Origin of the sequence: Vibrio sp. Evd11, from assembly GCF_900382755.1 — a bacterium.
In the GTDB taxonomy this organism is placed as follows: Bacteria; Pseudomonadota; Gammaproteobacteria; order Enterobacterales; family Vibrionaceae; genus Vibrio; species Vibrio lentus.
This window is the reverse complement of sequence record NZ_OSDX01000094.1, coordinates 1-13,890: the sequence shown is the minus strand read 5'-3', so window position 1 is coordinate 13,890 and position 13,890 is coordinate 1. Positions and strand designations below refer to the sequence as shown.

The 13,890-nt window shown below is 42.8% G+C and carries 16 protein-coding genes; 6 read left to right on the top strand and 10 right to left on the bottom strand.

Features of this window, described 5'->3' with window-relative positions:
• Positions 1–108: 108 nt before the first annotated feature.
• The 9 genes from ED652_RS22590 to ED652_RS22555 form a co-directional block, all read right to left on the bottom strand.
• Positions 109–585: a GNAT family N-acetyltransferase gene (locus tag ED652_RS22590; protein ID WP_017109493.1), complete on the bottom strand. Its 477-nt coding sequence runs from the start codon at positions 583–585 to the stop codon at positions 109–111.
• Between the two features lie 100 nt (positions 586–685).
• Complete coding sequence (locus ED652_RS22585; RefSeq protein ID WP_122056243.1) at positions 686–973, bottom strand: YciI family protein; 288 nt, start codon at positions 971–973, stop codon at positions 686–688.
• 44 nt (positions 974–1,017) lie between these two features.
• Positions 1,018–1,536, bottom strand: a complete 519-nt coding sequence (locus ED652_RS22580; protein ID WP_122056242.1) for a GNAT family N-acetyltransferase — start codon at positions 1,534–1,536, stop codon at positions 1,018–1,020.
• Between the two features lie 70 nt (positions 1,537–1,606).
• Positions 1,607–2,071, bottom strand: coding sequence for an acyltransferase (locus tag ED652_RS22575; protein ID WP_102291305.1), 465 nt, complete (start codon positions 2,069–2,071; stop codon positions 1,607–1,609).
• A 113-nt stretch (positions 2,072–2,184) separates the two neighbouring features.
• Positions 2,185–2,334 carry a hypothetical protein gene (locus ED652_RS23855; protein WP_162929982.1) on the bottom strand — a complete coding sequence of 50 codons (150 nt, stop codon included), beginning with the start codon at positions 2,332–2,334 and terminating at the stop codon, positions 2,185–2,187.
• A 93-nt stretch (positions 2,335–2,427) separates the two neighbouring features.
• Positions 2,428–2,784 (bottom strand): hypothetical protein, encoded by a 357-nt coding sequence (locus ED652_RS22570; RefSeq protein WP_076666588.1) that lies wholly within the window; start codon positions 2,782–2,784, stop codon positions 2,428–2,430.
• Between the two features lie 244 nt (positions 2,785–3,028).
• Positions 3,029–4,267 carry a RidA family protein gene (locus ED652_RS22565; protein WP_122056241.1) on the bottom strand — a complete coding sequence of 413 codons (1,239 nt, stop codon included), beginning with the start codon at positions 4,265–4,267 and terminating at the stop codon, positions 3,029–3,031.
• A gap of 610 nt (positions 4,268–4,877) precedes the next feature.
• Positions 4,878–5,228: a hypothetical protein gene (locus ED652_RS22560; RefSeq protein WP_102328365.1), complete on the bottom strand. Its 351-nt coding sequence runs from the start codon at positions 5,226–5,228 to the stop codon at positions 4,878–4,880.
• Positions 5,229–5,392: 164 nt separating this feature from the next.
• Positions 5,393–6,277, bottom strand: a complete 885-nt coding sequence (locus ED652_RS22555) for an AraC family transcriptional regulator (protein ID WP_017108095.1) — start codon at positions 6,275–6,277, stop codon at positions 5,393–5,395.
• Positions 6,278–6,470: 193 nt separating this feature from the next.
• Here ED652_RS22555 and ED652_RS22550 point away from each other — a divergent pair, with 193 nt between their 5' ends.
• From ED652_RS22550 to ED652_RS22525, 6 genes are all read left to right on the top strand, one after another.
• Positions 6,471–7,619 (top strand): iron-containing alcohol dehydrogenase, encoded by a 1,149-nt coding sequence (locus tag ED652_RS22550; protein ID WP_122056240.1) that lies wholly within the window; start codon positions 6,471–6,473, stop codon positions 7,617–7,619.
• Positions 7,620–7,853: 234 nt separating this feature from the next.
• Entirely contained in the window at positions 7,854–8,600 is a 747-nt protein-coding gene (locus tag ED652_RS22545; RefSeq protein ID WP_114635199.1) for an amino acid ABC transporter ATP-binding protein, read from the top strand.
• Entirely contained in the window at positions 8,600–9,397 is a 798-nt protein-coding gene (locus ED652_RS22540) for an amino acid ABC transporter permease (protein WP_122056239.1), read from the top strand. Before ED652_RS22545 ends, ED652_RS22540 begins: the two co-directional genes overlap by 1 nt.
• Before the next feature lie 12 nt (positions 9,398–9,409).
• Positions 9,410–10,219 (top strand): transporter substrate-binding domain-containing protein, encoded by an 810-nt coding sequence (locus tag ED652_RS22535; RefSeq protein ID WP_017093706.1) that lies wholly within the window; start codon positions 9,410–9,412, stop codon positions 10,217–10,219.
• Between the two features lie 177 nt (positions 10,220–10,396).
• Complete coding sequence (locus tag ED652_RS22530; RefSeq protein WP_122056238.1) at positions 10,397–11,323, top strand: amino acid ABC transporter permease; 927 nt, start codon at positions 10,397–10,399, stop codon at positions 11,321–11,323.
• A gap of 192 nt (positions 11,324–11,515) precedes the next feature.
• A complete protein-coding gene (locus ED652_RS22525) occupies positions 11,516–12,460 on the top strand; it encodes an ADP-ribosylglycohydrolase family protein (RefSeq protein ID WP_122056237.1) in 945 nt (314 codons plus the stop codon).
• A 229-nt stretch (positions 12,461–12,689) separates the two neighbouring features.
• On the opposite strand, the gene ED652_RS22520 is transcribed toward ED652_RS22525, so the two are convergent.
• A partial coding sequence (locus ED652_RS22520; RefSeq protein ID WP_122056236.1) for a TonB-dependent receptor occupies positions 12,690–13,890 on the bottom strand: 1,201 nt, incomplete at its 5' end.

The window sequence follows — 13,890 nt, the reverse complement described above, 5'->3', positions numbered from 1 at the left end:
ATAGCTAAAGCTGACCGACTAAAGTCGGTGGTTTTAACCTTTTAGGAGACTAATAAAAAGACTCGAAGCTGGCTAGAAGGACGCTGCCAGCTTCTAATGTATAAGCTTTTACTCGGCACTAGCAGCGTGATTGAAGCATTGTCTCGTTACCAAGCCCCATTTTTCGTCCTGATATTGATCTTCCACGTAGTTACCTGATGTGTAGTCATTAACGACCTCTCTCCAGAACTTAACTGCATGCTCTGCACCCAGTACTTGCTTGATCTCCCAACTGCCTTTTAGATGTTCAAACAGCTCACAGATAAACCGTTTCCCTACTTTGTTTTTTCGAAAATAAGGGACGACATAGAAATCGCATATCTCAAACTCATTTGGCGCTTTGCTTTCAATTGCTGTCAACGCAGCAGGAACTCCATCAATGTAGAGTAAGTAACCTGTCACGGTATCACCAAGCGTCGGATAAATCTCAAACAAGCCATACTCGTCTGGTTTATCTCCGATGATCTTTGAAAACTCGGCGGCATAACCCTGATATAGATTCGCGTATACCTGTTGATTACCACTATAGACTGTCACGATGTTCATAAACTGATCTCTGTATTGTTCACTCTGCAATTCATGTGAGCGTATATTTACCACACTCATTATCTCAGTGATCGTAAAGGGAGTTACCGATATCAGACGATTATGTAACCAAAAACTTAAACTCTTTTGAAGCTTTCGTTGGTAGCATCTCGATGACTTCGTATTTAGCTATACCTTCACGATGAAATGGATCTTGAGTAAGAATCGCATCTAGTTGCTCTCGATTACTAAGTGTAGATAAGATAACGCCACCGGTTCGAGGGTTCTTACGACCCGACAACTGAAAGTGCCCGAGTTCATACTGCTTGTTTAAAAACTCAACATGTTCTGGAATGAAACGATCGACTTCCTTCAAAAGCACTTGGTATTCGAGAGAAACAATAAACATTATATTTCCTTACTGTAAAAGAGATTAGTATTGAGAGTATTCAGTTACATAGATAACGCTTTACGATAATAATTGGCGTTTTGATTTTGCCCTTTGAACACGGCGTAACTTTCAACGCGCTCAACTAAATCAAATCCTGTATTGGATAGGATTTTATTTGACCCTACATTACCCACTAGCGCATAGGCATCAACATATTTAAGGGAAGAGTGCTCGGCCAAGTAGATAAGTAACTTCCTCACCGAGTTGGACGCAATACCTTTAGAACCAAATGCGTGACCTACTCGATAACCTAGTTCTCCACTTTCAGTGTTCTGGTCGATATCACGAACGTTGAATCTCCCACAAATAGTGCCATTAGCGTCTTTGATCAACATAGGAATCATCTCGCCATTGCCATACTCTGTAAGAAAACTCGTGACTTGCTCAGCAACGCCCGCATAAGAATAGAAACTGTCTTCCCGAGCTGGGACAAATTGCTCAAACCACTCTCTATTTTCGACTTCAAACTCCAATAAAGCACTGACATCGTTTGAATGAAGTAAATGCAAAAATATATCCATGATTAATACTCTAACGCTTAACTAAAAAGCCGCACCTTATGATTCATATAATGCGGTTTCTATTCTGAATTTAAGGTAGATCTCTTAACTTCTTAGCAGGGTTGCCTGCATAGATACCTTTCTCAGTGATGTCTTTGGTCACCACACTGCCCGCGCCGATTACCACCCCTTCGCAAATGCTGACAGACAACACTGTCGCATTCGAACCAATAGTAACGTTATCAGCGATAACAGTTCGCCCCCAACTGTCTGGGTTTGGATCTGGCTTGCCATCTTTAAACAAGTCATTCGCGAACATCACGCCGTGGCCTACGAAGCAGTCACTTCCGATAATTACATACTCACAAATAAAGGTATGAGACTGAATCTTACTTCTGTCACCGATAACCGAGTTCTTTTGAATCTCAACAAAAGGGCCAACGAACACATCATCTTTAAGCTCACAGCCATAAACGTTGCTTGGTTCGATGATAGTGACATTTTCGCCACACGTAATATCAGTAATCTGCGCCTTTAAAACTCTAGGACTTGCCATACTTCCTCTCGACATTGGCGTCATAATTCAACCTAAGCGATTGTGCCTTATGCATTAAAGTGCATCAAATAGATGTATTGAGAGTTGGCAGTGGATCAAAGATTCTGCATAAGTTAAAACAAGCCAACCAACACGACTGACAACAGTATGCCTCCGATAAAACTTGGGGCATGAAATGGGCGAGCTTTAGATTTTACGTACTCTTTCTGAAGGTCTTCTTGGTAAGTTTTGACAGCAAGTTCTTTTACATAGTTATTTTGCATAATAAGCTCCTTTTCAATGAGTAAAAGAAGCTTAAGACTTGAAGTTAGGTTGAGGTAAAGTGAAAATTCAAATTAATCGGCATGTTTGTCTTGCTACTCAATAATGACTCTGAAGACATCGTTATTCACACCGCCAACATCCACCAACTCTCCGGGCTTCATAAGAAGCGAAGTATTTAATTGTCGAGTTGAGCGTGGCTCTTTCTTTTCTCGAATCACTAACATATCGACGAAGTAGCCAGAGTCTTGCTTTCGTATTGAACCCGAAAACGTCACGCTTTCAACCCTATCCGCGAGCACTGAACTAAATGTTTTATCCTCTAAAACACCTGCCGAGATCGATGTATCGCCATAAAATAGCGTGATGTTTTTTGGGTCGGGTATCAATTCTTGATTGGACGAACACCCTATTAGGGCAAGGCACAGCAGTAAAATAATTCGAAATTGCATAAACTGGTTTTCTTTCTTACGTTAAGCGTCTGTTTTTCATATTAAAACACTTCGACTTAATAAGCACCATATGTCGAGAATAAGCTTAATTATATCGCTTTGAAGGAGTTGTGTAGCGAGGCTTGATGATTGATTAACGTCTAGGATGACATTAACTGATCAGATCTACGGTTGATGTGCCACTCCATATTTAGGAGTTTAAACCGAGATCTGATCGCTGTTATCGAGAAAGGTTAAATGACGTTTAGTCTTGTGGTGGCGTGCCTTCGCAGTTAGAAACGACGGCATCAATTTGAATTAGAGCATTCATAGGGATCTCTGAAACCCCAACCACCGTTCTTGCTGGTAAGTCAGCGTTAAAGAATGTGGTGTAAATCTCGTTCACCACCTCAATATCTGAAACATCTTTAAGCTGAATATTAATTTTCACAGTATCGTCCATGCTGTGGTCAACACTTTCGATTATCGCTTTAATATTTTGTAAACATTGTTCCGCTTGCTCTTTTACACCACCAGCAACCACTTCATTAGTTTTCGGGTCTAAAGGTAGTTGACCAGAAATATGATTGTAGTGAGAGAAAGCAACGGTGTGCGAATAAGCCATAAAAGGTGCATCGACAGTATTATTAGCTTCAATAACCAACAAACGAGTGTCTTCAGGTAATTGCGGCGGTGTACCGTCGCCATGTGAAACGGATGTATCAATTTGAATTAAAGCGCCCATTGGTAGTTCAGCGGCATTAACAACCGTTCGCGCTGGTACATAACTTGGGAAGAACTTAGCGCAAACTTCATTTACCTTTTCTGCATCTTCAACATTTTTAAGGTAGATAGTGGTTTTAACCACATCATTCATGACATGACCGATACTCTCTAGAATCGTCTTAATGTTTGCTAAACATTGTGTCGTTTGCTCTGTGATACCACCTGAAACCAACTCTCCTGTATTTACATCGATAGGCAATTGAGCCGAAAGATTGTTGTAGTGAGAAAAAGCCGCTGTCTGCGTCGATACAACACTCTGAGGTGCATTATCTGTATTTCTTGATACCTTAACTAGTGCGCAAGGTGCTTGTGGTTTAGTGCCTTCGCCGTTAGAAATCAGAGCATCCATTTGCACTAGCGCATCGCTGTTTGGCAGTGCAGCCACACCGACAACGGTACGTGTAGGCAGGCTGTTGTTAAAGAAGCTTTTGTAAACTTCATCGATAGCTTCAATATCAGAAATATTCTTAACGAAAACATTGATCTTCACCACATCATCCATAACATGGTCGATACTTTCAACAATGGCTTTAATATTATTTAAGCATTGTGCTGCTTGGTCTTTAATATTACCGATTACGACTTCACCTGTTTTAGGGTCAACAGGTAATTGAGCTGAAAAGTTATTATAATGAGAAAAAGCGACCGTTTGTGTAGATACAGAATTAATTGGTGCATTTTCAGTATTTCTTGAAATTTTAATGATATCGCTACTCATCGGAATTATCCTTTTAATAATATAGGAATACGTATTTATATTGAACAATCGTATTGGAAAGAATGATTAAAGTAGCGCCATGTTAAGTGAATTATTTTAGGGTAAACGTGATATCCATCAGACTCTCAGTTGACTACAAATCAGCAAGTTACAGAATAATTAGTCATCAAACGACTAATTATCCGTCTCACTAGGCTTTATCAACTGCTAAATTCTCTTTAATTTTAAGTCTATTCAATAATCCTGAATACTCTCTCTGAGAATACGATGATTAATTCCTAAAATTTAGATAATATTTGATAGGTTGTTCACACTAAAACTTCGTTAATAGCTAAGTTAGTGAGTTTCTCTCCTATACCCGTGCATAAACTCTTAGGCTATTTAATTAATTATTTTAGCGGGCTCATTACACATAAATCCGATTAATAATATATTCGACAATCCAATACCAATAAACTGACAATACCTATAATTAGATACATTTACTCATATATTTAAACAAGTTTGAGATGGTTGCAGCAGAAAGACGGTTGTAATACCAAGGAATAGTACCTTTAGGGATGAGGATGGCTTCAAAAATGAACGAACGACTCCATTACGAACTTCTAACTCATAAAAATTGCAGGACAAAGCAAGCAATAAAAGCGGGTAAACCAGCGATGAACAACACTAACCCTGTGTGGTAGTTCATTCGGTAATGTTCTTGTTGGTCTTTATCAAAATCATGGCCTTCGACCATTTTGTAGACTTTATCTGTTATAGGGTCATCAAGGCGTGTCGTCTTACTATGAACACCACCTTCCCACATTAACTTCGCTAGAACCCAAATGACAATGACCACAAAAAACAGAAAGTCGACAAGTCTTGTCGTGGCAAAGAAAGGAAAAAACTGAGATAGCGCTAAAACAACCAATGCTGCTGTTAGATTAATTAATGCTACTTTCTTCAATAAATCGAGCAAGAGAACTCCTAGAAAATGTCTGTAAATTAAGCTTTCCTCACGAGAGAAAAGCAACGACTAAACAGATATTTATAAAATAAACACTTCTCGATCAACCAAAAGATATACGTGATATCGCACAACATTAACGCCGCACGTTTCGGAATATAAATATTGAGTAAAGGCTAAACAGCTCTTGGAGTAGTATTGAAGTGGCGCTTAAATTCGCGGCTGAATTGGGATGGGCTCGAGTAGCCGACTCGGCGAGCAGCATCACTAATACGAAGGCCTTCTAGCTGAATCAGTTCTTTGGCTTTGTTAAGCCTTACCTTCTTCAAATATTGAAGCGGTGATTCAAAGGTGACATTACGAAACGCATTGTGGAAGGCAGACACACTCATGTTGGCTTCGTCGGCAAGCGATTGAACAGTAATGGTTTGGTCATACTCTTCATGCACTTTAGATAGTGCTTTAGCGACACGTGCGTAATGGCCGTCATGATGGGCCAAATCAAACAGCACTCGCCCTTCTGAACCGGTTAGGGCACGGTAGACAATTTCGCTGACCATGGCATCACCCAATATGTTGGCTTCGATGTCGCAATGCAGCATTTTCACCAGTCGAGTAAAACTTTCTAGCATTTGCTCTTCCATCGGCGTGGACTCTAAGCCGCTAGAATTCTGTTTGTGCTTATTGCAGTAGCTCTCAAGAAAGCCTTGGTCTTCTAACTTTTTTACCAAGCTGTGCAAACGTTGAGAGTCAATGTTGATAGATAAACCAAGCAATGGTTCGCCATTAACAGGCAAAGCCTCACACTCCAACGGCATTGGCACACCTACTACAAGGTAATCACCAGCTGCGTAAGTGACTGGGCGTTCGCCAATATAGATATTCTTTTTACCTTGCCCCAGCATTATGATGCCAGATTGGTAAGTAAAAGGCTGACGCTGATTGCCGCCGCTGCTTCTATATAACCACACGCCGTCAATTTCTGTTTCTCTGATCCCTTCAAGATCATCCCAACCTTTGTGTTCAACGTAAGACTGTAATAACTGCGCGAGTTCTTTCATAAGTGGCGACTTTCCATTCCAAGTGCTAAGAGTATGTAAGCTAAAGCAGAGGAAGAATATCAACTTTGTAGAAATAGGCAATTTATTTGGAGAAACAGCCCTTCATTACCCCGAATGACTGTACTAATATGCAAATATAGAAATTGAGCAATAAACCAAAATAACAAATTTAGCTTTACACAAGGAATCTCTGATGCAATTTACTTACGTTAACCCTACTGTAATCCATTTCGGCCAAGGTCAAATCAACGCTATCAGCCAAGCGGTTGATACTTCGAAGAAAGTACTAGTCATCTACGGTGGCGGTTCAATCAAAAGCAACGGTGTTTACGACCAAGTTGTCGCTTCTCTAAAGGATCACGCTTGGATTGAGTTCGCAGGTGTTGAAGCTAACCCAACGAAAGAGACGCTAGATAAAGCAGTCGCTCTTGTTAAAGAAGAAAACGTAGAATTCATTATCGCTGTTGGCGGTGGTTCGGTAATCGACGGTTCTAAATACGTTGCTGCAGCGGCTAAATACGACGGTGACGGTTGGGATATCCTAGCGGGCAAACACCAAGTAACTGAAGCAACTCCTATTGGTGCAGTACTGACACTTCCTGCGACAGGTTCTGAATCTAACATGGGTGCGGTAATCACTCGTAAAGAGACTCAAGAGAAACTGGCGTTCATGAACCCTGCAGTACAACCTAAGTTCGCGGTTATGGATCCAGACGTAATGAAGTCTCTTCCAGAGCGCCAATTGATCAACGGTCTAGTTGATGCATGGGTTCACGTGTGTGAGCAATACATCACAATGCCAACAGACGCGATGGTTCAAGACGGTTACGCTGAAACACTGCTGAAGAACCTACTTGTCCTGGGTAAGCAATACGACGAGCGTGACAACGACGTATGGCGTGCAAACCTAATGTGGACGGCAAACCAAGCGCTTAACGGCCTGATTGGTACTGGCGTTCCTCAAGACTGGGCAACACACATGATTGGCCACGAGTTCACAGCACTATGGCACGTAGACCACGCACGTTCTCTTGCGATTGTTCAACCTTCACTACTTCGTAATCAAATCGAAGCGAAGCGTGGCAAGCTAGAGCAGATGGGTCGTAACGTATTTGGCCTAGAAGCGGGTGCGGATTTAGCAGAGCGCACTATTGTTGCAATCGAAGAGTTCTACCACAGCCTAGACGTTCCAACGATGTTCGACGGTTACGAAACAAACAAAGCAACTGCGATTGATAGTATTGTCGCGCAACTTGAATCACACGGTTACCTAGAGCTTGGCGAGAACAAAGCAATCACGCCTCAGAAAACACGCGAGATTCTAGAGTCTGCGATTCAATAGCGGTCAAAATTAGAGCAAGGAAAACAAGGTTCTAAAGAAAATCACCATAATCTAAAATTTATTCCGTGAAACTGAACCAAATTCTTTGCCCTTGCGTATATCCTCAAGCAGCGTCCAAATCAGGCGCTGCTTTTTAATTTGCCCTACAAGATGCTATTAAATTCTCATAAGTCCTTAATTTTATGTGCATTCAGATTTCTATATTGGTAAGGTAAACCTGTCTCTTTACTAGGTATGAACAACGATTTGAACAATCTCAAGGAAATGGTTAAGTTTAAGTCACTTAACAAGTGGTATGGTGATTTTCATGCCCTAAAGGATATCGATTTAAATATTGAACAGGGAGAAATAGTGGTGATTTGCGGGCCATCAGGTTCGGGGAAATCAACTTTAATCCGCTGTATCAATCAGCTAGAACCTTTCGAAAGTGGCGATCTTTCTGTGCTAGAGCAAGTACTTCCGAGCAAGTTCAGCACACCAGGTCAAGTCGGAATGGTGTTTCAGCACTTTCATTTATTCCCCCATCTTACTGTGCTTGAGAACCTAACTCTGTCGCCGATTCGTACGCTTAAAAAAAGCAAACAAGAAGCCGAGAAGATTGCAATGCACTATCTCGAACGCGTACACATTGCAGAACAAGCCAACAAATACCCTGTACAACTTTCTGGTGGCCAACAACAACGAGTGGCTATCGCACGTTCACTGTGCATGAAGCCTGAATTGCTGCTTTTTGATGAACCAACTTCAGCGCTTGATCCGGAGATGATCAACGAAGTGCTCGACGTGATGGTTGAACTGGCGAGCGAAGGTATCACCATGGTGTGTGTAACCCACGAAATGGGCTTTGCGAAACAAGTAGCCGACCGTGTTATCTTCATGGATGAAGGACAAATTGTGGAATCCAATACGCCTCAAGCGCTTTTTGAAAACCCGCAACATGAACGTACTCAAGCGTTCCTAAATCAGATCCTGACTTATTGATGTTGATTCGAATTATTAAACCCGCCCTATCCGCTTTGGTACAAATTATTGTGCTCGTGGCTGCGGTTGTCTGGATCCTCGATTCTGGCGCACAAACCATGGGATACACCTGGCAATGGGATCGCGTGCCGGACTATATTGCTTTCTATGAAGATGGCGAATGGTGGCCAGCAGAGTTGGTTGAAGGGCTACTGGTTACCATCAATATCTCTTTGATTTCGTTGGTCGCTACGTTGATCATCGGTTTGACGACAGCGCTATTGAGAAACTCAAACTCTGTAGTTGGGCGCACCTTAGCCACCAGCTATGTTGAACTGATTCGTAATACGCCGTTATTGGTACAGATTTATTTGCTCTATTTCGTATTTGGCCCCGTATTAGGGCTGGATCGCTTTAGCACTGCCGTTTTAGCCTTGGCACTTTTCCAAGGTGCTTACACCGCCGAGATATTTCGTGCCGGTTTAAATGGTATTGCGAGAGGACAATTTGAAGCGGCTCAATCCTTGGGCTTATCAAAGACCTATACTTACTGGGATGTGATTCTTCCTCAGGTGGTGCAACGCACCTTGCCACCTTTGACCAATGAAGTGATCTCTCTAATTAAAAACTCTTCGATTGTGAGTGTCATGGCTATTTTCGACCTGACAACCGAAGCCAGAAACATTGTTTCTGAAACCGCGATGCCATTCGAGATTTGGTTCTCTGTGGCGATCATTTATCTTGCTCTTACACTTTCACTTTCTGCCGTTGCTGCTTGGCTTGAGCATAAGCTCGGAGCTAACTGGCGAGCACAATAAGGATTTATCAGCATGAAGCTATTTAAAACCGCGATTACAGCCCTACTTGCGCTTGCCGTAAGTTTGCCTGCACTTGCTTCTGAAACGCCTAACCTCGATAAAATCAACGAACGTGGCTCACTGCGCGTTGGTATGTCGACATTTGTTCCTTGGGCGATGCGTAACAAACAAGGCGATCTCGTTGGCTTTGAAATCGACGTGGCGAAACGCCTTGCCGAAGATTCAGGTTGGAAAGTCGAATTTGTACCTACGGCATGGGACGGCATTATCCCTTCTCTATTATCGAAGAAGTTTGATGTGATCATCGGCGGTATGTCTATTACTGAAGCGCGAGCTAAAAGCGTGCTGTTCACTGAACCATACTCGCACTCTGGTGTTCAACTGGCTGCTAACAAAGAGCTAGCGGAAGGTTTTACTCAGATCTCTGATTTTGATTCTCGTCGCGTGAAAATTGCTGCTCGTCGTGGTGCGTTCACCGTTCAAGTGGCTCGTGAAACCTTCCCTAAAGCGAAGGTTCTACAGTTCGATGACGATGCTCAAGCATTCCAAGAAGTGTTAAACGGCAACGCGCACGCAGTTATCGCGTCTAGCCCGAAACCAGAACATGAAGCGATCAAAAACGCAGACACGCTATTTATTCCATTTGAAGAGCGTCTATCCAAAGGTAACGAAGCATTTGCTGTTCGACTAGGTGAAACTGACAAGGCAGAATTCTTCAACGAATGGATCAAAGCACGTACTGAAGACGGTTGGTTGAAAGAGCGTTACGAGTACTGGTTCTCTACTTTAGATTGGCAAGACCAGATTGCTCAAGGTCAGTAATCTGTAGTTGAGCTCACCTTTTAATATGAGCTAATCTGTCGAATCTGAATCAAGGCAGTGCACTGTTTGCACTGCCTTCTCATCGACGATTTAAGTAGCCTTTTTAAGTAGCTTTATTTGATTCGTTTTAGATCCAAGCAACAACCCAATAATAATTAATGTTTAAACAGGAATGACGTGAGTAGTACTAGCGCATTAACAACACCTAAGCCCAACGTTCCTATGAAGCCTTGGTATCAACGCCTTACTCTTTTAGATGGTGTGTTACTCGCTGTCATTTGTGTGTTTGCAGGCTGGCTTTATTATCGTTCCGCGGTTGGTATTAACTACCAGTGGCGCTGGGAAGATGCGTTTACCCTAATTTTCATTCCACCTTCTCAAGGCAGTATTCCCTACTTTTTCCAAGGCTTGATCGCAACACTGCGCTTAAGTGTTTGGAGCATGGTGTTAGCACTCTCTTTTGGCACATTACTCGGTGTCGCAAGGCACTCTAAAATCGCTTTCGTCAGAACGCCCGCACTGATTTTTATCCAGTTGGTTCGAAATATTCCGCCACTGGTGTTTGTATTCATTTTCTATTTCTTCGTTTCTAACCAACTGATTCCATTACTTGGTTTAGAAAGTATCTTACGTGAACATAATGGCGAGATTAACGCTGTTCAAGGTTTCCTGTTCGGCCCAGCTAACCTTTGGGAAAACTTAGCGTCTGGTGTTATTTGTATTGGTTTGCTCTCTTCTGCTTATATTGCGGAAGTGATTCGAGCGGGTTTAGAAGGTATTCCTAAAGGCCAATGGGAAGCCGCCGATTCGCTTGGCTTGTCTGCATTGTCTAAGTATCGATTTGTGGTGGGCCCACAAGTGTTAACTGCCATCACCCCGCCATTAGCTGGCCAAGCAATCTCCTTGGTTAAAGACACGTCGATTGTGTCTTTGATTTCGATCCAAGAGATGACGTTTGTTGGTACTGAGATGGCAAACTCTTCAGGTTTGATCTTCGAGATCTGGCTGATTGTTGGCTTCGTATATTTTGCTTTGTGCTTTGCACTTTCGCGTCTATTCAAAGTGATTGAGCAGCGTTCTAGCGCCTACCTTAACCATCAGTAACACCATTAATCAAAAGTATCGACTCGCCCGACCATTCATTGCCCTTATCAATTTTACCTGATTGGTTTAAGTTATTGACCAATCGGGATTTATTCCTTCATATTTCTTCTTAGAAACACAGCAAAATACTCGCCTAATCACTATACTTAAAGTATCGAACTACGTTGATTCTTCTCAAGGACATCACTCAACATGGACAATCATAAAGAAAGAGCTTTTTACGCTGTTGTTGGCGCCTTGGTTGGCGACGCCGCTTCCATGGGGCTGCATTGGCTTTACGACCAAGAGAGGATTTTACACGTAGCGGGTTTTGAGCCAGAATTTCGTTCACCAAATCAGTTCGATTATCAAGACAAAGGCTACTTTGCGCACCAAGGAAAAACCGCTGGCGACCAATCGCAATACGGAGCTCAGTTATTGGCGATGGTCGATAGCTTAGTCGACAATAAAGAATACGATGAAGCGAGTTACATCAAACACTTTCGCTTCTGGTTTGATTTTGGTGGCAGTTGGCGAGGCTACATTGATAAAGCCACTCGTATGAGCTTGCTGAACATACATCAATTAGAGCTAGCCGATGCCCCAATTACAGCTTGTGGCGCAGACGATACACAACTTCCCGCAGTCTCAAAGATCATTCCATTGGTGGCGTGTACTTATACCTCTCATACCTTACCAGCGATGGTCGAGAGCGCGGTACGAGTCACCAACAACAACGACAAAGCCGTGGAATGGGCGCAAGCCATCACCCTGTTGATTCAAGCAGCAATTCAAGGCAACTCACCATTACAGTCGGTAGAAATGGTGCGACAAACTTGCAGCAGATTTATACACGATCAAATCGATGAAGCATTGGCTGAACCTAAGCTTTCAATAACAGATGCTGCGAAGAAGTTCGGATTGCATTGTGAACTGAGTGCCGCGTTCCCACTGCTGATTCGCATCATTGCGGGTGCTCAGAATTATAAACAAGGCATTCGCGACAACATCTTATGTGGCGGTGACAGTTGCGGGCGTGCAATTGTGATTGGCGCGGTATTAGCGGCGTGTTTCTGCGAAGAAGATGGTGGAATCCCAACCGAATGGCTAAAACAAGTCGACATCAATGGCGGTGTATTGTCTTTGCCTATTGAGTGATTCCAACAATAACAAATAAGGTGAAAGCGCCTCTCGATTCCTTGCTCAAGAGATCGAGAGGCGCTTTTCTTTTCCCTATTAACTTAAAGTAATCACTAAAAAAGAATGACCTAAATGAATGCTTTAAACGACCGACTTAAGAAATAGCTTCAGTTTTGGGCAATAACCTTCCGGATCCCTACGACCGTGAGTTTATTGCTATAACCAAATCTAAGAATTAGAGCCTTCTCTAGAACTGGTATGCAGCGGAAAGCTTGTAGTTACGACCTGGTTCATAGTCATCCAAGGTAAAACCTCTAGCTGTTCCTGAACGAGATGCGTGTGAGGTGTATTGCTCATCAAACACGTTGTCGATACCAAAGGTGACAGACAATCCATCCACATTTGATGGCACCCACTGCGCATACAGGTTATGAACATCGTAACCTTCTTTAATTGGCTGACCATCGAATACATTGTCTTCGTCTTTCACCAACATTGAGTTCCAACCGAAGATCGTTTCTAGCGCCTCAGACTGGTAATCGAGCGTGAGCGTGATACTGTCACCCATATCAATACTGCGTCCATTGCCCCCCGCAACAGCGCCGCCTGTGTCTTTGTTTTTAGTATCTGAACGCGCATAAGACAGTTCGCTATTAAACATCTCGTAACCGTAAGACAAGCTTGCCTCGAAGCCTTTTATCTCAACGTCGCCTAAGTTGTAAATCAAATAACTCTGATTCGCTCGCTGATACTCTTCAGTAATGTAATCATCAATATTGGTTTGGAATACGGTTAGGTTGGCGCCAACAAAGTGATCATCTATACGCTTATCGAAACGCACACCACCTTGCGTGTTCTGCCCTGTTTCGGCTTTAATATCGTCCGATAAAAACGCGGCATCTTGATAAGCAATAAAGGTCTCCATCAGCTCTGGGCCTTTGAACAACGAGCGTGTGCTCGCAAACAGCGTCCAATCTTGGGTCACATCCCATTGGGTTGCCAACGACCAAGTTACATCGTCAAAGTCGTCATTACCGGTTTCGGCTTTACGCTGGTAATCATCAAAGCGAACACCTGCCGTGATAGAAAAGGCTTGGGTAAAGTAGAACTGGTCTTCAACAAAAAGTGCGGTAGAAATTGCTGACTCGTCCATAAAATTACTGCTACCGTAATAGCTGCTTGATGACTTATCCATGTAGTCAAAGCCATAGGTCGCGATGTTATCAAACGACATTAGGCGATAGTCCGATTGGAACTTTGCGTTCAGGCCAAAGTTTTGGTTCTTCGCAGTGTTGTTAGACAAGCGATTTGATGGCCAGCGTGGTGCCATAACACTTTCATCACGCTGAATCTCAGTTTCTGTGTTGTACAGAGTCACGTTACCTTGGTGACTGATCCGCACCAGCAGTTTTGGACACTGAGTTAAGTGAGTACAATCACTAATGAGG

What these genes read in the sequence shown, in the direction of transcription:
- ED652_RS22590 (WP_017109493.1), bottom strand. Translation starts at nt 585, where the DNA reads ATGAACATCGTGACAGTCTATAGTGGTAATCAACAGGTATACGCGAAT.
- ED652_RS22585 (WP_122056243.1), bottom strand. Translation starts at nt 973, where the DNA reads ATGTTTATTGTTTCTCTCGAATACCAAGTGCTTTTGAAGGAAGTCGAT.
- ED652_RS22580 (WP_122056242.1), bottom strand. Translation starts at nt 1,536, where the DNA reads ATGGATATATTTTTGCATTTACTTCATTCAAACGATGTCAGTGCTTTA.
- ED652_RS22575 (WP_102291305.1), bottom strand. Translation starts at nt 2,071, where the DNA reads ATGGCAAGTCCTAGAGTTTTAAAGGCGCAGATTACTGATATTACGTGT.
- ED652_RS23855 (WP_162929982.1), bottom strand. Translation starts at nt 2,334, where the DNA reads ATGCAAAATAACTATGTAAAAGAACTTGCTGTCAAAACTTACCAAGAA.
- ED652_RS22570 (WP_076666588.1), bottom strand. Translation starts at nt 2,784, where the DNA reads ATGCAATTTCGAATTATTTTACTGCTGTGCCTTGCCCTAATAGGGTGT.
- ED652_RS22565 (WP_122056241.1), bottom strand. Translation starts at nt 4,267, where the DNA reads ATGAGTAGCGATATCATTAAAATTTCAAGAAATACTGAAAATGCACCA.
- ED652_RS22555 (WP_017108095.1), bottom strand. Translation starts at nt 6,277, where the DNA reads ATGAAAGAACTCGCGCAGTTATTACAGTCTTACGTTGAACACAAAGGT.
- ED652_RS22550 (WP_122056240.1), top strand. Translation starts at nt 6,471, where the DNA reads ATGCAATTTACTTACGTTAACCCTACTGTAATCCATTTCGGCCAAGGT.
- ED652_RS22545 (WP_114635199.1), top strand. Translation starts at nt 7,854, where the DNA reads ATGAACAACGATTTGAACAATCTCAAGGAAATGGTTAAGTTTAAGTCA.
- ED652_RS22540 (WP_122056239.1), top strand. Translation starts at nt 8,600, where the DNA reads ATGTTGATTCGAATTATTAAACCCGCCCTATCCGCTTTGGTACAAATT.
- ED652_RS22535 (WP_017093706.1), top strand. Translation starts at nt 9,410, where the DNA reads ATGAAGCTATTTAAAACCGCGATTACAGCCCTACTTGCGCTTGCCGTA.
- ED652_RS22525 (WP_122056237.1), top strand. Translation starts at nt 11,516, where the DNA reads ATGGACAATCATAAAGAAAGAGCTTTTTACGCTGTTGTTGGCGCCTTG.